Below are 19,329 nucleotides of genomic sequence, written 5' to 3' on the forward strand. Positions count from 1 at the left end.
CGCGGTCAGGCCGAGGCGCTTGGCCTCGGAGTTGATCGAATCGCGGACCTTGTTCTCGAAGCCCGAATAAGCGTGAATGATGTACCAGCGGGACATTGTGTTCCTGTTTCTGTTTCCCCTTCCGTCAAGCGGGGAGGGTGGCCTTAAGCGATGCGTTCGACGAGGGATTTGACGATCATGTTGAAGAAGGCGTCGACGCCGAAGAAGAAGATGGCGAGCATGCCGGTCATGATCATCACCATGATGCCGGTGGTGACGGTTTCCTTGCGGGTCGGCCAGACGACCTTGCTGGTTTCGGAGCGGACTTGGCGGATGAATTCGCCGGGGGAGGTTTTCGCCACTGGGTCGGGGCCTCTTCACAAAAAGAAAAACGCTCCGCGAGCGCGCCCAGTTTAAAGGGGCGGGCAGCGGAGCCAGCCGTCACTTAGCGATAAGGACCACGCGGTTCAAGGTCGAGCGGACACTTGCGAACGATTGGGGCCGCGTCTAACTCGCCCGCAGTACAGGAGTGTAGCTCAGTTGGTAGAGCATCGGTCTCCAAAACCGAGGGTCGTGGGTTCGAGTCCCCCCACTCCTGCCATTTCCCGATAAGGTGTTTCACACGAAGGCACGAAGAAGGAGATCAAGGCACGAAGATTCGCCCTCTTCGTGCCTTCCTGGTCCTTCCTTCGTGTGAGCCCAATTCTTGCTGCGCTGGCGCGCGATGCGCTCAGGCGGCGATGTCGTAGGGGACGATGTCGCCGCTTAGGTACAGGTTGCGGGCTTTGGTGCGCGACAGCTTGCCCGAGCTGGTGCGGGGCAGGGTGCGGGGCGGGACCAGCTCGACCACCGGGGTGATGCCGGTGATGGCGCGGACCCGCTCGCGGATGTCGTCGCGCAAGCGGCCGCGCTCATGCGGATCGGTGACCCGGCAGTGGACCAGGACGGCGGGCATCTCCTCGCCCGACGAAGCGGTGATGGCGAAGGCGGCGATGTCGCCGGACATGAAGCCGGGCAATTGCTCGACCGCCCTTTCGATATCCTGCGGCCAGTGGTTGCGGCCGTTGATGATGATCATGTCCTTGGCGCGGCCGACGATGAAGATGTAGCCGCCGGACAAATAGCCCATGTCGCCGGTGTCGAGCCAGCCGTCGGCGGACAAGCAGGCGGCGGTCGATTCCTTATCGCGGAAGTAACCGGTCATGACGCTGGCGCCGCGGACGAACAATTTGCCAATGCCGCGGTCGGGCAGCAGGGCGCCGTCGGCGTCGCGGATCTCGACCTCCATGCCGATCACCGGGCGGCCGCAATTGACGATGGCGCGGAAGCGGCGCGGGCGCTCGCGGTCGGCGGTTTCGGCGCCCGAGAGCTCGTTTTCCTCGACCAGTTCGAGGCGGATGCCTTCGCCGGGTGGCATCAGCGAGACGGCCAGGGTGGCCTCGGCGAGGCCGTAGCTGGGGCAGAAGGCGCCGGCCTTGAAACCGGCTTCGGCGAAGGCGTCGACGAACGCCTGCATGACGTCGGGGCGGATCATGTCGGCGCCGTTGCCGGCAATCCGCCAGCGCGACAGGTCGAAGCGGTCGCCGACCTTGGTTTGCGACGACGTCCGGCGCGAGCAAATGTCATAGCCGAAGGTCGGCGAATAACTGAGCGTGGTGCCCGGATTGCGGGTGATCAGGTCGAGCCAGGCGAGCGGGCGGCGGGCGAAATCCTCAGTCTTGAGATAATCGACCGAAATCTGGTTGGCGACCGGCGACAGCAAGCAACCGACCAGCCCCATGTCATGATACCAGGGCAGCCAGCTAATCACCCGGTCGCTCAGCTGCATGGCGAGGCCGATGCCGTGGGCGCGCAAATTGTCGAGCAAAGCGCGGTGGGTGACCGCGACGCCGTGCGGAAAGCGGGTCGAGCCGCTGGAATATTGCAGATAGGCGATATCGTCGCTGTCGGGCACCGGCAGGTCGCCGGCGGCGGGTTCGAGGTCGGCGATCGTCGCCCAGTCGCGCGCCGCGACATGCAGCTGGGCGGCGGCGTCGACGACGAACTCGGCCAGCTCGGCGGGATAGAGCAACAGCATCGGATCGCTGCTGCCGAGCATCACTTTCAATTGTTCGACATAAGCGTCGCGGCCGCCAAAGCTGGTCGGCAGCGGCAGCGGCACCGGCCAGCCGCCGGCATAAACGGTACCGAAGAACGCGGTGGCGAACTCGGCGCCGGTTTCGGCAATCAGCGCGACGCGATCGCCGGGCTTGACGCCGAGGCCGACCAAGCGACGGGCGCAAGCAAGCGCGTCGCCGCGCAGTTCGGCATATGGATAAGCGTGCACCAACGTGCCGCGGGCGTCGTGAAAATTGAGCCCGCGCGTGCCCGCGGCGGCATAGTCGAGCGCTTCGCCGAGCGTCGCGAAATCGGAATTGCGCCGGGGCTGGTGGTCGGCGGTCGGCGTCGCGCCGGGAGGAGCAAGCGCGCTCAGGGACGCGGGGACGGGTTCGATCGCTGGCTTTAGATCGAGCACGCGGACTCCCTCCTCAGTAAACTGATAATCTGGTTGCCTTGCTGTGGCCTCCCGAGTGGCTGCAAGATGAACCAGCCACGGCTTTGTGATGGTTGGCGAGTGTGGCACAAAAAGGGCGCATGCGTTCCAGACCGCAACGGAAACCGCGCCCGCCGCTCAACCGGGAGACGCTCAACGAGCTGGCGCTGGCCTATGTCGGCCGGTTCGCGACAACCCGCGCCAAGCTGCATTCCTACCTCGTTCGCAAGATCCGCGAACGCGGCTGGGGCGATGGGCCGGCGGTAGATTTGGCGGCGCTCGCCGACCGCTTTGCCGAGCAAGGCTATATCGACGACGCCGCTTATGCGCTGTCGAAATCGCGCTCGCTGACGGGACGCGGGTACGGGTTGCGGCGGGTCGACCAGTCGCTGCGCGTCGCCGGGGTCGAGGAGCCCGACGCGGCGCCGGCACGCGATTTGGCTCAAGCGGATGCAGTGCGTTCCGCGTTGCGCTTTGCCGAGCGCCGCCATCTCGGCCCGTTTGCGAGCGAGGCCGTGGTCGATCGCAAAGTCCGTGAGCGGGCGCTGGGCGCGATGATCCGCGCCGGCCACAGCTTCGGCCTCGCGCGGGCGATCCTCGACTTGCCGCCCGGCGCCGACATCGATGTCGAGGCGCTGGCCGAAGGTGGCGGTTAAGGGACGTATGAAAGTCGTTTTGCCGACACTGTTACCCATGTTAGAATGACCAGGTGCAGCGTAACAGCACTCAGCTGACGGGGGATAACCCGCCGGATGTGTCTCCGGCGAGTGTGGTCCAAGGCAACCTAGCACCAGACGCGGCGGAATTGCCGCCGATTGTTGGTCGGGTGAAGTGGTTCGATTCCACCCGCGGCTTCGGCTTCCTGGTCAGCGACGAGGTCGACGGCGATATCCTGCTGCATTTCAGCGTACTGCGCGATCATGGCCGCCGGAGCGTACCCGAAGGCGCGATGGTCGAATGCATACCGGCGCGGCTGGAACGCGGCCTGCAGGCGAAGCGGGTGTTGTCGATCGACTTGAGCACGGCCTTGCCTGCGCAGCCCAAAGCTTCCATTTCGGATCGCGAGCGGGCCGACCGCACGGCATTGTCGGAGACGGCCGGAGAATTTCAACCGGTGGAGGTCAAGTGGTTCAATCGCGTCAAGGGTTATGGTTTCGTCAATCGGGGCGGCGAGGACGAGGATGTGTTCGTCCATATGGAGACGGTGCGCCAGTCGGGCCTGGGCGAGCTGCAACCGGGCCAGCAATTGGAGGCGCGCGTGGCGCCCAGCTCCAAGGGCCTGACCGCGGTCGAGCTTCGGGCGCCGCGCTGATCATTGGCAGCGCGCTGATGCTTGCCTCCACCGTTGTCGCCTGCGCCCCCAGCGGCCCGTCGCCGTCGTTGATGACCGAGCGTTCGCCGGCCGGCCTGCAGCAGATGACCCTCGACATCCGCACTGGCGCGAAGACCCACCGGTTCGTCGTCGAGCTCGCGCGATCGTTCCAGGAGCAGGAAACCGGCCTGATGAACCGCCCGTCGCTCGGCCTCGACCGCGGCATGATCTTCCCCTACGATCCGCCGCAGCCGGTGGCGTTCTGGATGAAGAATACCTTGATCCCGCTCGACATGATCTTCATCCGCCCCGACGGCACGATCGCCCGAATTGCGGCCAATACGGTGCCGTTGTCACTGGAGCCGGTGCCGGCCGCCGAGCCGATTGCGGCGGTGCTGGAGATCGCCGGCGGGCGCTCGGCCGAGCTCGGCATCGGCGCTGGCGACCGGGTCGACTGGCCGCACTAGGGTAGTGGTTCAGGGTGCAGTCGGCCTCTGACACAATGTCTGCTTTCGACCCATTGCGGACATTTGAATGTTCGCTGGAAGCAAGCTTCAGCGCACGGCGAACTCGGCTACAAAAGCCCGCGCCTCCTTAACCTCAGCGCGAGTTCCGTCGGAGTTTTTTGTGAGCTCAACTACCAGCGCATAATAGCTGCGGGCCTTGGTCCGGTCGCCGGCAAGCTTTGCCGCGCGCGCGGCACCGAAGAGCCCGGCCAGCCGCCGCGGCGCGCGCTTTAGCGAGGTCTCATACTCGGTCAGGGCATCCGCCGGGCGGCCAAGCTCAAGCAGCAGCTCGCCAAGTTGCTCGCGTGCGGGGAGGATCGCTCCAGGAGTTACCGGGTTCTTCTCCGTCGCATCGTCGAGGCCGGCGGCGGCGCGCATGACGCGCACCGCATCATGGTCGTTGCCGTCGACGTGTGCGGCCCAGCCAGCGGCAATCTGGCGCTCGATTGATACCTGCTTGCGCCAGTCATATTCGCCTGCCCTGATCGTCAATGCTTGTTCCAGTCCCGCAAGCTTGGCCACTTCTGCATGGGCTAACCTTGCGTTTCCGCTTCGCGCTGCGCCGATCGCCCTGGCAAAGTGGATGTGGGCGACTGCCCATTTATGATTGGCGAGGGCGCTGAGGCCTTGCAGAGCGGGCGGCAATTCGAGCGAAGCCGCCTCTCGCCATTGCCGCCGCTCCAACGCTAGCCGCGCGGGTATTGCCGTAACTGCATAAGCGACCGTGCGTGTCGGCGGATCGGCCTGCTTGATCGCCTCCAGCTCGTCCAGGACCTGCTGCGCTTCGGCGTCGCGGCCGCACTGGAGATAGGCGTAGGCGAGATAGTCCATGGCGTGTAGCTGCTGATCCCATGCGCCTGCCATCCCGCTCGATTGCGCAAATGCTCGTGCGGCCGCCTCGGCGGCGCGGTTAGAGCTGATCGCTTCATCCCACAGTCCCAGCCGGATGAAGATGTGCGAGGGCATGTGCTGCGCATGCGCGGAGTCAGGCGCGATTGTTGCGTACCTCCGAGCCGCAGGCAGCGCGAGCTCGGCGAACGCTGGATAGTCGAAGCCGTGAATTAGGTAATGTGCGACCCCTGGGTGATCGGGGTTCTTCGCCAACACATTGTTGAGGATCGCACCCGCCTGCCTTTGCCTCGGGAAAGAGGGGTCGCCGTCCATTGTGCCCGTGGCTATTAGCGATAGAGCGTAGAAGACTGCTGCTTCGTCGTCTTGCGGATAGCGATTGTGAAGCTGCTCCATCGCGGCCGAATGGGCGAAGGCCCGAGTCTTGAGGTCGAGGCGGTCGCTGCTGCGATAAAAAATGTCTAGGGCAGCAATATAATCCTTCTCGCGCCGGCTGTTCGCGCCAACAGCCTTCGCCTTCTCGATCGCTTGCTTGCCCTTCTCGAGCTCCGCGGGCGTGGGCCCGTCCCAAAGTGGATGGTAGTAGCTCATCGCGACGCCCCAAGCGGCGATGCCGCAGCCCGGGTCCGCGGCCGCAGCCTCGCTGAAGCTCTGCTCCGCCCGTCGATATTCGAACGAATGGAGCCAGCCGAGCCCGCGCTGAAACGAGGTGTTCGCATTGACATTACAGCTCGTTTCGAATGAGATTTTGCCGAGTTGCGCGCCGTGGTTGTGGTGGGAGTCCTGGTCTGCGGTCACCAATGCGAAGGCCAAGGTGGCGGAAAGCAAGATCATGGCAGCACCTCCGCGTGCTGCCCTAGCACAATGAGGCCGTATCAGACGACAGATGCGGGAGTAGGGTTGGCTAGGAATTGGTCGGCAGCGGGTTGGGTAAGTGCGCTGGCTGAATGTCTGCTTTCCACCCAAACCGAACATTGGTGTTTGCTTTGGGAACTCGGTCTTTTCGGATCGGTACCCTGTGCCTCTTTTCGCGCTAGCGCCGCCTTGCGCGGCGCGGGCGAACGCGGCAAAGGCCCTCGCGCATGGGCTTCTGGTCGAAAAGCTTTACCTGGTGGAACGGGGCGACGTGGGGCACTTCGCTGTTCTCACGCCGCCACGGCCAAGCGGTCGGGCGCGACGAGAGCGGCAATTTTTATTTCCAGCACCGCAAGAATCCGGCGCGGCGCTGGGTGATCTACGAAGGCGACAATGACGGCAGCAACGTCCCGCCGGGCTGGAACGCCTGGCTCCGGGGAACCATCGATGAGCTGCCCGACAAGGCGCTTCCCGCGCTGCGCAAGTTCCATCAGCCGCCGGCCAAGAACCTCACCGGGACGATGGCGGCGTTTCGACCCGACGGGGCGCTGGGCAGCGGCAAGGTGCGCCCGGCGGCGACTGGCGATTATCAACCGTGGACACCCGACTGAGCGTGCGGGCAATCCTGGCCTTATGTGCGGTGGCGGTGATCGGCGTTGGCGGCTGCGATAGGATCAAGCGCGCGCGGCAGCCGGCGGGTCAATCGGCGACAGCAACCCCTGCGGCCGGCCCGGGCGCCGTCACCGGGGTTACCCCGATGGCCCAGCGGGTCGCGGTCATCGGCCTGCTCAACAAGCGCAACGGGATTGTCCGCGATATTACCCTGCGGCCCGGCCAGTCGGTGCGGATCAAGGACGCGGTCGTGCGCCTGCGGGCGTGCGAGACGACCGCGCCGTGGGAGCTGGAACAGTTGACCGGCGCCTTCGTCCAGCTTGACGTGTTGCGGCCCGACGGGCGCTGGCTGCGGGCGTTCTCGGGCTGGCTGTACAAGGAATCGCCGTCGCTCAACGTCGTCGAGCACCCGGTTTACGATGTCTGGCCCAAAAGCTGCGCGATGACATATCCGGCCGGGCCCGGCGCCCCGGCGGCACCAGTGGCATCGAGCAATCGGTCGAGCGCTGTGAAGTCCGCCGCCGCTGTTGCTGATCCGGCGGATGCGGGAGCAGTGATCCCAGCACCGACGCCTAACAGTGGCGCCGTTGCCGCGCCCGCCGTGCCGCCGCCGAGCGCCGCCGACAATAATCGGATATAGTCGGCGCGCGGCACGCTGATCGCGCCCAACGAGGCGAGGTGGTCGGTCATGAACTGGCAGTCGAGCAGCGTGAAACCCCCGACCTTCAGCCGGGCGACCAGCCAGGCGAGCGCGACCTTGGAGGCGTCGGTCGCGGTGCTGAACATGCTTTCGCCGAAGAAAGCGCGGCCAAGCCGGACGCCGTATAGCCCGCCGACCAGCACGGGAACCGCGTCGCCGGTCGTCCATACTTCGATCGAATGGGCGTGGCCGCTGGCGTGGAGGACGACCATCGCATGTTCGATCTCATCGTTGATCCAGGTTTCTTCGCGGTTGGCGCAAGCGCGAATAACGCCCGCGAAATCGCGGTCGCGGGTGACCTGGAACCGACCCAAGCGAACGACCCGACGCAGCGAGCGCGACATGTGGAGGCCATCAAGGGGCATGATGGCGCGGGTGCGCGGTTCGACCCAGAACAGCTCGGCGGCGTCGCGGCTGTCCGCCATCGGGAAAATGCCGGCGGCGTAGCATTGGAGGAGCAAGCGCGGGTCGAGACGACTCATGCGCGCAGTATGACGTTATTTCAGAGAATTTCGCGCACCGTTTCCTGCGGGCGGCACAGGCGGACGCCTTTGTCGGTTTCGACCAGCGGGCGGTTGATGAGGATCGGATGGGCGACCATCGCCTCCAATATGGCATCGTCGCTGACGGCGGCGTTAAGGCCGAGCTCTTCAGCCAGCGGTTCCTTGGCGCGAAGGCCGTCGCGCGGCGACATGCCGGCGCGATCGTAGAGGCGTTGGAGCTCGGCGCGGTCCGGCGGCGCCTTGAGATATTCGTTGACCGTCACAGCAGCACCGGATTCGCGCAGGATTTCCAATGTTTTGCGCGATGTGCCGCACAACGGATTATGATGGATCAGGGCTTTCATTGCGGGACCGAAATTACCTGCTAATTGGGGACGGATGCAAACATCGCGCGATGGTCCGAATGATTCCAACGCCGAGTTTGTCGCGAAACCGGAACGATATTGTGCATTTGTCGTTCCTCCGAATGTGACATGTGCGCCGAGACCAAGGAAAATGTGTTCGGGAGCCTAGTCCGTAAAGTTCAATAATTGGGAGAAAGACTATGAAAAGAGCAATTTTGGCCGTTGTGCTGGCGAGTTCGGTTTCGCTTGGCGCTTGCGCCACCAACAGCCGCACGGCTGGCAATGCCGCCGAAGGCGCGGCCTATGGCGCCGCTGGCGGCGCGGTTGTCGGAGCCGTGGTTCCGGGCGTCAGCGTCATTGAAGGCGCGGCGGTTGGCGCGGTTATCGGCGGTCTCGCCAATGCCGTCTGGGCCGATCGCAACAACGACGGCTATGTCGATGGTTATGTCCAGAACGGGCAATATTACAGCGGCCAGCCGCAGGGCTATGACCCGACCCTTCGCCGCGTCGCCACGGGCGCCATCGGCGGGGCCGCTCTCGGCGCCGTCGCCGGTGCGGTGATCCCGGGCCTCAGTGTCCTCGAAGGCGCGGTCATCGGCGCTGCCGTCGGCGGTGTCGCCGGCGCGATCTGGGCCGACCGTGACAACGATGGCCGGGTCGATGGCTATGTATCCAACGGCCAATATTATGCCGGTGCACCAGCCACGACGGCGCCAGCGCCGACCTACACGGCCCCGGTTCGCAGCGGCGAGCGCGGCTAATCGGTCGTCTTAGTGAATGACATGCGTAAAGCGCGCGCCGGACTCGTTCCGGCGCGCGTTTTTCGCGATGGTTGGTGGTGTCGTGGCGGCTTGCGTGCTTGTCACGGCGCCACTTTCTTTTTGGGCTGAGCCTGTCGGGGCAACAACCGACCGGCAGTTGGTGTCGCCAGCCGTTGCTCGGCCCTTCCGAAGTCGGTAAGACGGTGTCGAAAGTATTGGAGAAAAAGTGAACCGTTTTAAGGACTTCCGCGCCGCAACGGCATTGTCCGTGGTGGTTTCGCTCGGGTTGGTTGGCGCGACGCCGGTCGCAGCGCGGTCCAGCCGCGCGGTGGCCGCGGTTCCGGATACCGCCAGCATCGATCAATTCTATCGCGCCCGCGGCGGCGCGCCGTTGTGGTTCGGACCGTCGTCGGGCAATGCCGCGCCGCAATTGCTGCAGCAGCTGGCGTCGGCGGGGGCCGACAATCTCAACCCCAATCGCTATCATGTGCGTGCGCTCGCCAAGGCGGCGCAGGCCGCATCCAGCGGCGATCCGGTCGCGGCGCAGCGGGCCGAAGCGATGTTGAGCAAGGGGTTCGCCACTTATGTACGCGACCTGCGCCACGACCCCCATGGCATCATCTATGTCGATCCCGAGCTCAAGCCGACCCCGCCGTCGGCGCTGACCGTGCTCAACCAGGCGGCGGCGGCGCCGTCGCTGGCCGACTATGTCGGCAAGATGAGCTGGATGAACCCGATCTACGCCAGGCTTCGCCAGGCCCTTGCCAGCCGGATGTATGCGAACGACCGCCAGCGCCAGCTGCTCGCCGCCAATCTCGAGCGGGCGCGGGCGTTGCCGATCGGCCGGCAGCGCTACATTTTGGTCAATCCGCCGGCGGCGCGGCTGTACATGTATGAAAATGGCGAGGTCGTGGATTCGATGCGGGTCGTCGCCGGGCGGCCGGACGCGATTGCCCAGACGCCGATGATGAGCGCTTACATGCGTTACATCGCCCTCAACCCCTATTGGAACTCGCCGGCAGACATCACTGCCCGGAAGCTTGCGCCCACCATCCTCAAGGAGGGGCGCGCCTATTTCAAAAATAGGGGTTACGAACTGTTGTCGGACTGGTCCGACCACGCGCGGGTCATCGACCCTATGTCGATTGACTGGCACGCGGTTGCCGCCGGTCGAGTACAGGCTCGGCTGCGGCAGAAGCCGGGGCCGGCCAATTCGATGGGCAAAATGAAGTTCATGTTCCCGAATGCTCAAGGCATCTGGCTGCACGACACGCCGGAGAGGGAGAAGCTTGAGGAAGCCGCGCGCCTGCAGAGCAACGGCTGCGTCCGGCTCGAGGATGCGCCGCGGCTGGCGCGCTGGCTGTTTGGCCGACCGTTGAAGGCGCTCGGCGCCAGGCCCGAGCAAAAGGTGCCTCTGCCCAGCCCGGTGGCGGTCTACATCACCTATCTGACGGCGGTGCCGAGCGGGTCGTCGATCGTCTATTTCGACGATGTTTACGGTCTCGACGGGCGCCGGCTGGCGAGCCGCTAGGCAATCACCACAATCAATTGGGTCGCCAGGTTGGCGTGTAGGTCATGTCCTGCGCAATCGGCCGCCCGTCGGGGTCACGTGCCGGACTGAAGCGCAAATATTGCGTGGCGGTAGTGCAGACGGTTGAATCGACCGCAGGATCGCCGCTGGAGCGGACAATTCGGCAGTTGGCCAAGCGGCCGTCCGCATTGACCTGGAACGATATGCTGGCGCTGCCACGGGGGATCCGGCCGCCCGAAATCCGGCGATATTCGCGGTCGGGGATCTTGTTGAGCATGCGCGCCGGGGTGAAGCGGGAATAATCGCCAGTGCCGCCGCCGCCGAGGCCGTTGCCGGCGCCGCCCGCGCCGGTGCCCGATCCAGCCGTCGCCGCGCCGGCGGTCGACGCGCTGCCTGTCGAGGCGACGCGAGCGGCGGTGACCGGCGGCTGGTAGGGGATGACAATCCTGGGCGGCGGCGCGACGATTGGCGTTGGGAGGGCCGTCGTGCCCGCCGCGCCAGCCTTGTTTCTGGCCCGCTCGGCCATTGGGCTCGGGGGCGGGGGAGGCGGAACTTCGCGGATACCGAAGGTCTTCAGCCGCTCGACGTTCTGCGAGACGGTCCTTACTGTGAGGCCCGAGAGAATGATCGCCGCGAGCGCAATGTGTACGACGGCCACGCCGCCAAGCGCCTTCATCCGGTCGGGGTTGTCCGCAGCTCGATAAGCCATGTGCGCCTCGTTTAAAGAAACGCCCGCGCCGCCGAAAGTATTCAGCTGGCCTGCTGTTCTTCGAGCCACTTTTCCAGCCATTTGATGGTGTAGTCGCCGGCTAAGAAAGCCTCGTCGCGGACGATCTGCTGGTGGAGGAGGATGGTGGTTTTCATGCCTTCGACGAGGAACTCCTCGAGCGCCCGGCGCAGGCGCATGATGCAGCGTTCGCGGGTCGAGCCGTAGACGATCAGCTTGGCGATCAGACTGTCGTAATAAGGCGGCACACGATAGCCGCCGTAGAGCCCGCTATCGACCCGGACATGCATGCCGCCAGGGGCGACATAGTTGGTCACCGTGCCGGGCGACGGCGCAAAGGTCAGCGGGTCCTCGGCGTTGATGCGGCATTCGATCGCGTGGCCGTGGAGGCGGATTTCGTCCTGCTTGCACGACAGGCCCTGGCCGCTGGCGACACGGATCTGTTCGCGGACCAGATCGAGGCCGCTGATCATTTCGGTCACCGGATGCTCGACCTGCAGCCGGGTGTTCATCTCGATGAAGTAGAATTCGTTGTTCTCGTAGAGGAACTCGATGGTCCCGGCGCCGCGATAGCTCATGTCGGCCATCGCCTTGGCGACGATCCCGCCCATATGCGCGCGCTGTTCGGGGCTGATCACTGGCGACGGCGCTTCCTCGAGCAATTTCTGGTGGCGGCGCTGGATCGAGCAATCGCGCTCGCCGATGTGGATGGCGTTGCCGGCGCCGTCGCCGAACACCTGGAATTCGATGTGGCGCGGGTCGGCGAGATATTTTTCGAGATAGATGGTGGCGTCGCCGAACGCCGAGCGGGCTTCGGCCGCGGCCTGGCTCATCAGGCTTTCGAGCTGGTCTTCGGAGGTGACGACCTTCATCCCGCGCCCGCCGCCGCCCGAGGCGGCCTTGATCAGCACCGGATAGCCGACCTTCTTGGCGATCTTGCGGGCCTCGGCGATGCTGGTCAGCGGGCCATCGGAGCCCGGGACCAGCGGCAGACCGAGCGCGGCGGCGGTGCGCTTGGCCTCGATCTTGTCGCCCATGGTGCGGATATGCTGGGGCTTGGCGCCGACGAAGATGATGTTGTGGAGTTCGACGATCTCGGCGAACTGCGCGTTTTCCGACAGGAAGCCGTAGCCGGGATGGATGGCGTCGGCGTGGACGACTTCGGCGGCGGAGATGATGTTGGGGATGTTGAGGTAGGAGTCGGTCGCCGGCGGCGGGCCGATGCAGACGGTCTCGTCGGCCAGCCGGACGTGCATCGCGTCGGCGTCGGCGGTCGAATGGACAGCGACGGTCTTGATGCCCATTTCATGGCACGCGCGGTGAATCCGCAACGCGATCTCGCCCCGATTGGCAATCAGCAGCTTCTTGATTGGCATTAACCGATGATCACCATCGGCTGGTCGAATTCGACCGGCTGGGCATCGGCGACCATGATCTTCTTAACGACGCCGCCGGTGGGTGCGGTAATCGGGTTCATGACCTTCATCGCCTCGATAATCACCAGCGTATCGCCGGCCTTGACCGGCTTGCCGACGGCGATGAATGGGTCCGCGCCAGGCTCGGGCGAGAGGAACGCCGTGCCGACCATTGGCGACTTGACGACTTCGCCGGCGATTTCTTCAACCGCCGGAGCGGCGGCAGCGCCGGCGGGAGCGGGTGCCGCAGCGGATGGCGCCGCCGCTGGTGCCGCAGTGGCCACCGGGGCAAGCCCACGGCCAACCTTGATCCGGCGTTCGCCGTCGGCGACCTCGATCTCGGTCAGCCCGTTCTTCTCCAGCAGCTCGGCGAGCTCCTGGATCAGCTTGGCATCGATCCGCATCGGGCCGTCCTTGGTCTGGGTTTTGCCGGGTTCGGCCATAGGCGATGGTCCCCTCATTGAGTCTGGCCTGTCATTTGCGCTTGGCCGTGGACCTTCCTATCTGCTTTTTGTCAATGTCCTTCGCGCGCCAACAGAGCCTGAATATCCGCGTCAATGGCGAGCACCGCCGTGTCCCGGGCGGATTGAGCATCGCGCAAATGCTCGGCGAACTGGGGCTCGATCCGCTGCGCGTGGCGGTCGAGCGTAACCTCGAAGTCGTGCCGCGCACGAGCCTGTCCGAGGTGCCGGTCGAGGATGGGGACACGTTCGAGGTCGTGCATTTCGTCGGTGGCGGATGAAAAGTGGTGCGATCAATTCGGGTCCGCTCCTCGGTTACCGTGCCAAAGATTGGACCATTATCGAGGACGGTCCAGTCACTCGCGAATGGGCTAAAACGAAGCTTGATGAGGCGGTTGCCAGGAACCGTGCAGGGACTTGCGAAATCGATGACTCGTTTGTCGGACTGTATCGGCAAGGTGACCTCAACGCGTTTGAACTCTATGTCGTTGGCGCTAAGCGTTCAGAGGTTACGTGGGATTATCGATATGGTCCGCCGCACCTGCTAATTTTTGAAAGAGTGTCATATAACCGGCGGATTATTGAGGACTTTGCAAACTTGTATTTGATGCTGGATTTCTATTGCGCAAACCAGTTCGAGGCCTTGGCAGATGCAATGGATCGACAAAAGAAGGCCTCCGATTTTAGAAGTTCCTTCAAATCATGAAGAACGACACTTGGACGGTGGCTGGGCGGACGTTCACGTCGCGGCTGATTGTCGGCACCGGCAAATATAAGAGTTTCGAGGAGAATGCCGCCGCGGTCGCGGCGTCGGGGGCCGAGATTGTCACGGTGGCGGTGAGGCGGGTGAATATCGCCGATCCCACGCAGCCGATGCTGACCGATTTCATCGATCCCAAGGTTATCACCTATTTGCCCAATACCGCCGGTTGCTTCACCGGCGAGGAGGCGATCCGGACGCTGCGGCTGGCGCGCGAGGCGGGCGGCTGGACGCTGGTCAAGCTGGAGGTGCTGGGCGAGGCCAAGTCGCTGTATCCCGACATGGTCGAGACGCTCCGGGCGACCGAAATCTTGGCCAAGGAAGGCTTCGAACCGATGGTCTATTGCGCCGACGACCCGATCGCGGCGCGGCGACTCGAGGATATGGGCGCGGTGGCGATCATGCCGCTGGGCGCGCCGATCGGATCGGGGTTGGGGCTGCAGAATTTGGTGACCATCCGCCTGATCGTCGAAGGCGCGAACGTGCCGGTGCTGGTCGACGCCGGGGTCGGCACCGCCAGCGATGCCGCCGAAGCGATGGAGCTGGGCTGCGACGGAGTATTGATGAACACCGCCATCGCCGAAGCCAAGGACCCGGTGCTGATGGCCCGGGCGATGAAAGCGGCGGTCGAAGCCGGGCGGCTGGCCTATCTCGCCGGGCGGATGCAAAAGCGACTTTACGCCGACCCGAGTAGTCCGCTGGCGGGGATTATTTAGTCGCGACGACGATGTGCGCCGACATTGGCGCGTCGAATCCGTCGGGGCCTTCGAATTGGCGCGCCGCGCGCGATACCTCGGCAAACGTCCGGTCCAACGCGTCCGGACCATATTCCTCCAGCTCCAACTCCACGCGCATCGGCGAGCCATAGCAAAGGCCTCTCGCTGCCTCCTCCGCCGAGGGGCTGCGACTTGCCAATGCGACCGTCTCGATGTGCACATTGTTGAACCCGGCCGCCGCGAGATCGCGCTCAATCCACTGCGGATCGTTATAGCTGAACGGCCCGCGTTTCATGAACATCGGCGGGTTCTCGGGAAAGAGTCTCTGCAGGGTTTCGTGGGCGAGATTGGACAGGAGATTGCGCTCGATACTGTCCCACACCGCAAACAAATAGCGGCCACCGTCGCGCAGCACCCGCCGCGCCTCGAGATTGCCCTGCACTTTGTCGGGATAGAACATGACGCCGAATTGGCAGACGACGAGATCGAAACCGCCGTCGTCGAACGGCAAATCGAGCGCATCCGCTTGCTTGAATAAGACGTTGGCGGCGGTGACCCGCCCGGCGGCGACGTCGAGCATCGCCTGATTGAGGTCCGTCGCGACAATTTCGGCGTCCGGCAGCGCGTGCGCTAACGCGTCGGTGACGACGCCCGTCCCGGCGGCTGTTTCAAGGATCCGCGCGGGGCTGAATGCGACGGCCCGCTGCGCCAGCACTTCCGCGTACGGGCGGAACAGCAATGGCACCATATAGCGTTCGTAGTTCGCCGGAACGGATCCGGAAAATCTGACGTCGATCGAAGCCATAGGAACGCTCCCGTCGCGAAGTTGGTTCTGGCGGAGGGTAGCCATGCCAGACTTCGAGGAACTTCGCGAGCGGATGGTCGAGCGGCAGATCGCCGCGCGGGGAATCCGCGATCCGAGGTTGCTCGACGCGCTTCGGCAGGTGCCGCGCGAAGTGTTCGTGGCCTCCGATTACGGCATCCAGGCTTACGGCGATCATCCGCTGCCGATCGCGGCCGGGCAGACAATTTCGCAGCCCTATATCGTCGCGCTGATGATCGAGGCGGCGGGAATCGGGCCAAGTGACCGCGTGCTCGAGGTTGGCGCCGGGTCGGGCTATGCGGCGGCGGTGATGGGCCTGGTCGCCGCGCAAGTCATCGCCATCGAGTGCCAGCCCGAGCTGGTGGCGGCGGCGCGCGAGCGAATGGAGCGGATCGACTATGGCAATGTCGCCATCGTCGAAGGTGACGGCACGCGCGGCTGGCCGGAGGGGGCGCCCTACGACGCCATCCTCGTCGCGGCGGCTGGAGGCCAGATCCCGCAGTCGCTGATCGACCAGCTGGCACCGGGCGGACGGTTGGTGATGCCGGTCGGCGGTCGCGCCTGGGTGCAGCAACTGGTCAAGCTGACCAAGCTTGCCGATGGACGGACCAACCGCGAGAACCTGGGCGAGGTGCGCTTCGTGCCGCTGATTGGCGAGGAAGGATGGAGCGACAACCGATGAAACCCATCCATTTGGGTTTGTCTGTTCCTCTGGGATACTGAAATTGCGCTCCAAAATGGGCTAAGTTGAAGCAATATCAGGCAACTTCCGAAGTCTCGCGGACGTTACTATTAACAAATGCGAAATTAAAGGAACATGAAATGCAATATCTCATGAACAAAATAGTAGAAAAACACTTTCCGCGTAGAGAGACCGTTCTACTTCGTTTCAAAAAAACGGATTCAGAGATTGCGCATAATTGGTCGAAATCCAACCCAACCAAGGCCGCTCCCGACCGCAAGAGCTAAGGTTATGCTTATTTTGCGCGCAAACTGGATATTGTCGTCTGGTTGCTGATCACTTCGACGTCGGTCTTGCAGTGGAGCAGGCGGATGCCTTTCTGACCGAGCGCGCGGTCGAGGGCCGGAGCGAAATCCCCGGTCGTCTCCACCGTTTCCGCCCACCCGCCGTAGGCGCGGGCCAGCGCCGCAAAATCCGGATTGGCAAGGTCGGTGCCCGAGACGCGCTTGGGGTAATCGCGCTCCTGATGCATGCGGATGGTGCCGTAGCTATTGTTGTCGACCAGGACCACCAACAGGTCGAGCCCGCGGGCCGCCGCCGTCGCCAGTTCCTGACCGTTCATCAGGAAATCGCCGTCGCCGGATATGCAGACCACCGGCCGGTCCTTGAAGCGTAGCGCCGCCGCCACCGCGGCCGGCAAGCCATAACCCATCGTCCCACTGGTCGGCGCCAGCTGGGTCGGCATCACGCCGTAGCGCCAGTAACGGTGCCACCAGCCCGAGAAATTGCCGGCGCCGTTGCAGACGATAGTGGTGTCGGGAAGCTTGTCGCGCATCGTCTTGACGCATGGGCCGAGGTCTAATTTTACGCCCTTGCGCGGGGCCGGCTCGGACCACTCCAGCCAGTCCTTGTGCGCTTCCTCGTCGGCGTTGAAGCGGACCAGATCGGGGTCGCGCCAGTCGGCGATCATCTCGGCGAATTCGCCCATGTCGGCGCAGACCGGCAAATCGGCGTGATAGACGCGGCCAAGCTCGTTGGGGTCGGGGTGGACGTGGACCAAAGTCTGGCCGGGGTGGTCGGGGGTGACCAATTTGTAGCCGTCGGTGGTCGCTTCGCCGAGGCGCGGGCCGACGACCAGCAACAAATCGGCGTCGCGAATGCGCTGCTGCAGCTTGGGGTTGGGACCGTAGCCGAGCTGCCCCGCATAGACCCCGCAGCTGTTGCAGATCGCGTCCTGGCGGCGAAAGGCGGCGGCGACGGGGATGCCGTGGCGGTGGGCGAAGGTGGCGAAATGATGCGCCGCGCGCGGGCTCCAGTCGGCCCCGCCGACGATGGCGACGGGGTTGGTCGCCTCCTTGAGCAATTCGAACAAAGCCTGGACGGCGCCGGGATCGGGCGCTTCGCAGAGTGGCGGCACGCATGGGCGGTCGGGCACGTCGACTTCGTCGCGCAGCATGTCTTCGGGGATCGCGAGCACCACGGGGCCGGGGCGGCCGGCGGTCGCCACCCGGTACGCGCGGGCGATATATTCGGGAATCCGCCGCGCGTCGTCGATCCGCGCCGCCCATTTGGCGATCGGCGCGAAGAAGGCGGCGAAATCGACTTCCTGGAAGCCTTCGCGATCCTTGTCGGCGCGGTCGAGGTCGCCGACGAACAGGATCATTGGGGTTGAGTCCTGGAAGGCGACATGGACCCCGCCGCTGGCGTTGGTCGCGCCCGGGCCGCGGGTGACGAAGGCGACGCCCGGGCGGCCGGTCAGCTTGCCATCGGCGTCGGCCATGTAAGCGACCCCGCCCTCCTGCCGGCAGACGGTCAAGTCGATCTCCGGCGTGTCGTGGAGCGCGTCGAGGACAGCGAGGAAGCTTTCGCCCGGCACGGTGAAAATGCGGTCGCAGCCCTGGATCTTGAGCTGGTCGACAAGGATTCGGCCGCCGGTGCGCTTGGTCATGGTGTGTCGATGCCGATTTTCTCCCCTCCCTGCAAGGGAGGGGTCAGGGGTGGGTGCGAGCGCCAGCGAGCTTTGCTATTCGAGCAGAATGAAACGGGTCGACCCCGAACTGACGCGGCGCGCGCGCGAACTGCGCAACAATTCGACGAAAGCCGAGAGACTGTTGTGGCTTCGGCTGCGGCAATACCGGCCGCGCTTCACCCGGCAGCTGGTGGTTGGCCCTTACATCGTCGACCTTGCGTGTCGGGAAGCAAAGCTGGCAGTTGAGCTGGACGGCAGCCAGCACATCGATGCGGCGCCCTATGACCAGCGCCGGACGGATTTCCTGGAGACCGAAGGCTGGGCTGTCCTGCGCCTGTGGAACAATGCCGTAATCGAAAATCCCGATGGTGCCGCCGAGCTCGTCCTTGTGCGCTGTGCCGAGCGCCTTGGCGGCGCCACCCACCCCCAGCCCCTCCCTTCGAGGGAGGGGAGGAAGCGGAAGTCGCGCTTCGACTAAGCTTGATGAATCGCTTTCACCACTTGATAGGTCTCCAGCCCTTCCTTGCCGCCTTCGCTGCCAAAACCGCTGTCCTTGACGCCGCCGAACGGGGTGTCGGCGCCGGAGATGGCGAAGGTGTTGATGCCGACCATGCCGCTTTCGATCGCGTCGCCGAGCAAATTGGCGCGGCGGCCGTTTTCGGTGAAGGCGAATGCCGCCAGGCCGTAGGGCAGACGGTTGGCTTGTTCGATCGCTTCGTCGAAATTCTTGAAGCTGGCGCTGACCGCAACCGGACCGAACGGTTCCTCATTCATGATGTCGGCATTGACTGGGACATCGCCGAGCAAGGTTGGCTGAAAGAAGAAGCCGCTTTTCCCGCGTTCACCACCGGCGAGCACCCGAGCACCCTTGGCCTCGGCGTCATTGACCAGTTTCTCGATTTCGTCGGGGCGGCGGGCGTTGGCCAGCGGACCCATCTTGGTGTCCGCCGCGAGGCCATCGCCGATTTTGACGTTGGCGGTGCGGGCCGCGAAACCCTTGAGGAAGGCGTCGTAAATCCCTTCCTGGACGTAGAAACGGGTCGGCGAGACGCACACCTGGCCGGCGTTGCGGAATTTCTGCGGCACGACCATGTCGAGCGTCTTTTCAAGATCGCAATCGTCGAAGATCAGCACCGGCGCGTGGCCGCCAAGCTCGAGCGTGATGCGGGTCATGCTGTCGGCGGCTTGGTGCATCAATTGCGTGCCGACCGGGGCCGAGCCGGTGAAGCTGACTTTGCGGATGACCGGCGAGGCGACCAGCAGCGGGCTGACCAGCGAGGCCTTGCCGTGG

Annotated in this window: 23 protein-coding genes, 1 tRNA gene and 1 pseudogene; 13 read left to right on the forward strand and 12 right to left on the reverse strand. The window is 64.5% G+C overall.

What is annotated here, in order from left to right; all coding sequences use genetic code 11:
• Together RMO25_RS01340 and secE are read right to left on the reverse strand one after the other, a co-directional pair.
• The coding region (locus tag RMO25_RS01340; RefSeq protein ID WP_309660825.1) for a transcription termination/antitermination NusG family protein at window positions 1-96 on the reverse strand (96 nt) is incomplete at its 3' end.
• Window positions 97-143: 47 nt separating this feature from the next.
• Window positions 144-341 carry a preprotein translocase subunit SecE gene (gene secE / locus RMO25_RS01345; RefSeq protein WP_309660805.1) on the reverse strand — a complete coding sequence of 66 codons (198 nt, stop codon included), beginning with the start codon at window positions 339-341 and terminating at the stop codon, window positions 144-146.
• A gap of 163 nt (window positions 342-504) precedes the next feature.
• Between secE and RMO25_RS01350 the strand changes: the two genes are divergently transcribed.
• Window positions 505-580: transfer RNA gene (locus RMO25_RS01350), tRNA-Trp, on the forward strand.
• A 129-nt stretch (window positions 581-709) separates the two neighbouring features.
• Here the strand turns inward: RMO25_RS01350 and RMO25_RS01355 are convergent.
• Window positions 710-2,473 (reverse strand): fatty acyl-AMP ligase, encoded by a 1,764-nt coding sequence (locus tag RMO25_RS01355; protein WP_405051816.1) that lies wholly within the window; start codon window positions 2,471-2,473, stop codon window positions 710-712.
• 140 nt (window positions 2,474-2,613) lie between these two features.
• On the opposite strand from RMO25_RS01355, the gene RMO25_RS01360 reads away from it, so the two are divergent.
• From RMO25_RS01360 to RMO25_RS01370, 3 genes are all read left to right on the forward strand, one after another.
• Window positions 2,614-3,168, forward strand: coding sequence for a RecX family transcriptional regulator (locus RMO25_RS01360; RefSeq protein ID WP_309660806.1), 555 nt, complete (start codon window positions 2,614-2,616; stop codon window positions 3,166-3,168).
• 170 nt (window positions 3,169-3,338) lie between these two features.
• Entirely contained in the window at window positions 3,339-3,824 is a 486-nt protein-coding gene (locus RMO25_RS01365; protein WP_309660807.1) for a cold-shock protein, read from the forward strand.
• A gap of 71 nt (window positions 3,825-3,895) precedes the next feature.
• On the forward strand, window positions 3,896-4,291 hold the full coding sequence (locus RMO25_RS01370; RefSeq protein WP_309660808.1) for a DUF192 domain-containing protein: 396 nt from the start codon (window positions 3,896-3,898) through the stop codon (window positions 4,289-4,291).
• 87 nt (window positions 4,292-4,378) lie between these two features.
• Here RMO25_RS01370 and RMO25_RS01375 read toward each other — a convergent pair whose 3' ends face one another.
• Entirely contained in the window at window positions 4,379-6,154 is a 1,776-nt protein-coding gene (locus tag RMO25_RS01375) for a hypothetical protein (protein ID WP_309660809.1), read from the reverse strand.
• A 107-nt stretch (window positions 6,155-6,261) separates the two neighbouring features.
• Between RMO25_RS01375 and RMO25_RS01380 the strand changes: the two genes are divergently transcribed.
• Window positions 6,262-6,645, forward strand: coding sequence for an NADH:ubiquinone oxidoreductase subunit NDUFA12 (locus RMO25_RS01380; protein ID WP_309660810.1), 384 nt, complete (start codon window positions 6,262-6,264; stop codon window positions 6,643-6,645).
• A 146-nt stretch (window positions 6,646-6,791) separates the two neighbouring features.
• Window positions 6,792-7,025, forward strand: a pseudogene (locus tag RMO25_RS01385) (DUF2155 domain-containing protein); the annotation flags it as partial.
• Window positions 7,026-7,060: 35 nt separating this feature from the next.
• Here RMO25_RS01385 and aat read toward each other — a convergent pair.
• Together aat and arsC are read right to left on the reverse strand one after the other, a co-directional pair.
• On the reverse strand, window positions 7,061-7,828 hold the full coding sequence (gene aat, locus RMO25_RS01390; RefSeq protein WP_309660811.1) for a leucyl/phenylalanyl-tRNA--protein transferase: 768 nt from the start codon (window positions 7,826-7,828) through the stop codon (window positions 7,061-7,063).
• Between the two features lie 20 nt (window positions 7,829-7,848).
• Entirely contained in the window at window positions 7,849-8,193 is a 345-nt protein-coding gene (gene arsC / locus RMO25_RS01395; protein WP_309660812.1) for an arsenate reductase (glutaredoxin), read from the reverse strand.
• Between the two features lie 200 nt (window positions 8,194-8,393).
• On the opposite strand from arsC, the gene RMO25_RS01400 reads away from it, so the two are divergent.
• Window positions 8,394-8,954 (forward strand): glycine zipper family protein, encoded by a 561-nt coding sequence (locus RMO25_RS01400; RefSeq protein ID WP_309660813.1) that lies wholly within the window; start codon window positions 8,394-8,396, stop codon window positions 8,952-8,954.
• A 226-nt stretch (window positions 8,955-9,180) separates the two neighbouring features.
• Window positions 9,181-10,485, forward strand: coding sequence for a L,D-transpeptidase family protein (locus tag RMO25_RS01405; RefSeq protein WP_309660814.1), 1,305 nt, complete (start codon window positions 9,181-9,183; stop codon window positions 10,483-10,485).
• A gap of 13 nt (window positions 10,486-10,498) precedes the next feature.
• On the opposite strand, the gene RMO25_RS01410 is transcribed toward RMO25_RS01405, so the two are convergent.
• The 3 genes from RMO25_RS01410 to RMO25_RS01420 are packed head-to-tail and all read right to left on the reverse strand — an operon-like array spanning window position 10,499 to window position 13,070.
• Window positions 10,499-11,194 (reverse strand): energy transducer TonB, encoded by a 696-nt coding sequence (locus RMO25_RS01410; protein ID WP_309660815.1) that lies wholly within the window; start codon window positions 11,192-11,194, stop codon window positions 10,499-10,501.
• Window positions 11,195-11,235: 41 nt separating this feature from the next.
• Entirely contained in the window at window positions 11,236-12,588 is a 1,353-nt protein-coding gene (gene accC / locus RMO25_RS01415) for an acetyl-CoA carboxylase biotin carboxylase subunit (protein ID WP_309660816.1), read from the reverse strand.
• Entirely contained in the window at window positions 12,588-13,070 is a 483-nt protein-coding gene (locus tag RMO25_RS01420; RefSeq protein ID WP_309660817.1) for a biotin/lipoyl-containing protein, read from the reverse strand. The genes accC and RMO25_RS01420 overlap by 1 nt, the downstream gene beginning before the upstream one ends.
• A 74-nt stretch (window positions 13,071-13,144) precedes the next feature.
• Between RMO25_RS01420 and thiS the strand changes: the two genes are divergently transcribed.
• Genes thiS through RMO25_RS01435 form a run of 3 tightly spaced genes read left to right on the forward strand, consistent with a single transcriptional unit; the run spans window position 13,145 to window position 14,564 of the window.
• Window positions 13,145-13,369 (forward strand): sulfur carrier protein ThiS, encoded by a 225-nt coding sequence (gene thiS, locus RMO25_RS01425; RefSeq protein ID WP_405051815.1) that lies wholly within the window; start codon window positions 13,145-13,147, stop codon window positions 13,367-13,369.
• Window positions 13,366-13,794: a hypothetical protein gene (locus RMO25_RS01430; RefSeq protein ID WP_309660818.1), complete on the forward strand. Its 429-nt coding sequence runs from the start codon at window positions 13,366-13,368 to the stop codon at window positions 13,792-13,794. The genes thiS and RMO25_RS01430 overlap by 4 nt, the downstream gene beginning before the upstream one ends.
• Window positions 13,791-14,564: a thiazole synthase gene (locus RMO25_RS01435; protein ID WP_309660819.1), complete on the forward strand. Its 774-nt coding sequence runs from the start codon at window positions 13,791-13,793 to the stop codon at window positions 14,562-14,564. The genes RMO25_RS01430 and RMO25_RS01435 overlap by 4 nt, the downstream gene beginning before the upstream one ends.
• Here RMO25_RS01435 and RMO25_RS01440 read toward each other — a convergent pair.
• A complete protein-coding gene (locus RMO25_RS01440; protein WP_309660820.1) occupies window positions 14,557-15,369 on the reverse strand; it encodes a class I SAM-dependent methyltransferase in 813 nt (270 codons plus the stop codon). The genes RMO25_RS01435 and RMO25_RS01440 overlap by 8 nt on opposite strands.
• A 43-nt stretch (window positions 15,370-15,412) precedes the next feature.
• Between RMO25_RS01440 and RMO25_RS01445 the strand changes: the two genes are divergently transcribed.
• The gene (locus RMO25_RS01445) at window positions 15,413-16,069 is read left to right on the forward strand and encodes a protein-L-isoaspartate(D-aspartate) O-methyltransferase (RefSeq protein WP_309660821.1); all 657 of its coding nucleotides are present in this window, start codon (window positions 15,413-15,415) and stop codon (window positions 16,067-16,069) included.
• Between the two features lie 295 nt (window positions 16,070-16,364).
• Here the strand turns inward: RMO25_RS01445 and RMO25_RS01450 are convergent, their stop codons facing one another.
• Window positions 16,365-18,017 carry a thiamine pyrophosphate-binding protein gene (locus RMO25_RS01450; RefSeq protein WP_309660822.1) on the reverse strand — a complete coding sequence of 551 codons (1,653 nt, stop codon included), beginning with the start codon at window positions 18,015-18,017 and terminating at the stop codon, window positions 16,365-16,367.
• Between the two features lie 88 nt (window positions 18,018-18,105).
• On the opposite strand from RMO25_RS01450, the gene RMO25_RS01455 reads away from it, so the two are divergent.
• Window positions 18,106-18,516 (forward strand): DUF559 domain-containing protein, encoded by a 411-nt coding sequence (locus RMO25_RS01455; protein ID WP_309660823.1) that lies wholly within the window; start codon window positions 18,106-18,108, stop codon window positions 18,514-18,516.
• Here RMO25_RS01455 and RMO25_RS01460 read toward each other — a convergent pair.
• Window positions 18,513-19,329, reverse strand: an 817-nt coding sequence (locus RMO25_RS01460) for an aldehyde dehydrogenase family protein (RefSeq protein ID WP_309660824.1), incomplete at its 5' end; no start/stop codon positions are given. The two genes, RMO25_RS01455 and RMO25_RS01460, sit on opposite strands and share 4 nt — an antisense overlap.

This window comes from Sphingomonas sp., from assembly GCF_031361285.1.
GTDB lineage: Bacteria > Pseudomonadota > Alphaproteobacteria > Sphingomonadales > Sphingomonadaceae > Sphingomicrobium.

Bases quoted from the DNA above. Each gene is read 5' to 3' on its own strand.
- thiS (WP_405051815.1), top strand. From the start codon at position 13,145: ATGTCCTTCGCGCGCCAACAGAGCCTGAATATCCGCGTCAATGGCGAG.
- RMO25_RS01440 (WP_309660820.1), bottom strand. From the start codon at position 15,369: ATGGCTTCGATCGACGTCAGATTTTCCGGATCCGTTCCGGCGAACTAC.
- RMO25_RS01410 (WP_309660815.1), bottom strand. From the start codon at position 11,194: ATGGCTTATCGAGCTGCGGACAACCCCGACCGGATGAAGGCGCTTGGC.
- RMO25_RS01380 (WP_309660810.1), top strand. From the start codon at position 6,262: ATGGGCTTCTGGTCGAAAAGCTTTACCTGGTGGAACGGGGCGACGTGG.
- RMO25_RS01360 (WP_309660806.1), top strand. From the start codon at position 2,614: ATGCGTTCCAGACCGCAACGGAAACCGCGCCCGCCGCTCAACCGGGAG.
- RMO25_RS01450 (WP_309660822.1), bottom strand. From the start codon at position 18,017: ATGACCAAGCGCACCGGCGGCCGAATCCTTGTCGACCAGCTCAAGATC.
- RMO25_RS01375 (WP_309660809.1), bottom strand. From the start codon at position 6,154: ATGTTCGGTTTGGGTGGAAAGCAGACATTCAGCCAGCGCACTTACCCA.
- RMO25_RS01445 (WP_309660821.1), top strand. From the start codon at position 15,413: ATGCCAGACTTCGAGGAACTTCGCGAGCGGATGGTCGAGCGGCAGATC.
- arsC (WP_309660812.1), bottom strand. From the start codon at position 8,193: ATGAAAGCCCTGATCCATCATAATCCGTTGTGCGGCACATCGCGCAAA.
- RMO25_RS01455 (WP_309660823.1), top strand. From the start codon at position 18,106: ATGAAACGGGTCGACCCCGAACTGACGCGGCGCGCGCGCGAACTGCGC.
- RMO25_RS01370 (WP_309660808.1), top strand. From the start codon at position 3,896: ATGACCGAGCGTTCGCCGGCCGGCCTGCAGCAGATGACCCTCGACATC.
- aat (WP_309660811.1), bottom strand. From the start codon at position 7,828: ATGAGTCGTCTCGACCCGCGCTTGCTCCTCCAATGCTACGCCGCCGGC.
- RMO25_RS01435 (WP_309660819.1), top strand. From the start codon at position 13,791: ATGAAGAACGACACTTGGACGGTGGCTGGGCGGACGTTCACGTCGCGG.
- RMO25_RS01420 (WP_309660817.1), bottom strand. From the start codon at position 13,070: ATGGCCGAACCCGGCAAAACCCAGACCAAGGACGGCCCGATGCGGATC.
- accC (WP_309660816.1), bottom strand. From the start codon at position 12,588: ATGCCAATCAAGAAGCTGCTGATTGCCAATCGGGGCGAGATCGCGTTG.
- RMO25_RS01430 (WP_309660818.1), top strand. From the start codon at position 13,366: ATGAAAAGTGGTGCGATCAATTCGGGTCCGCTCCTCGGTTACCGTGCC.
- RMO25_RS01400 (WP_309660813.1), top strand. From the start codon at position 8,394: ATGAAAAGAGCAATTTTGGCCGTTGTGCTGGCGAGTTCGGTTTCGCTT.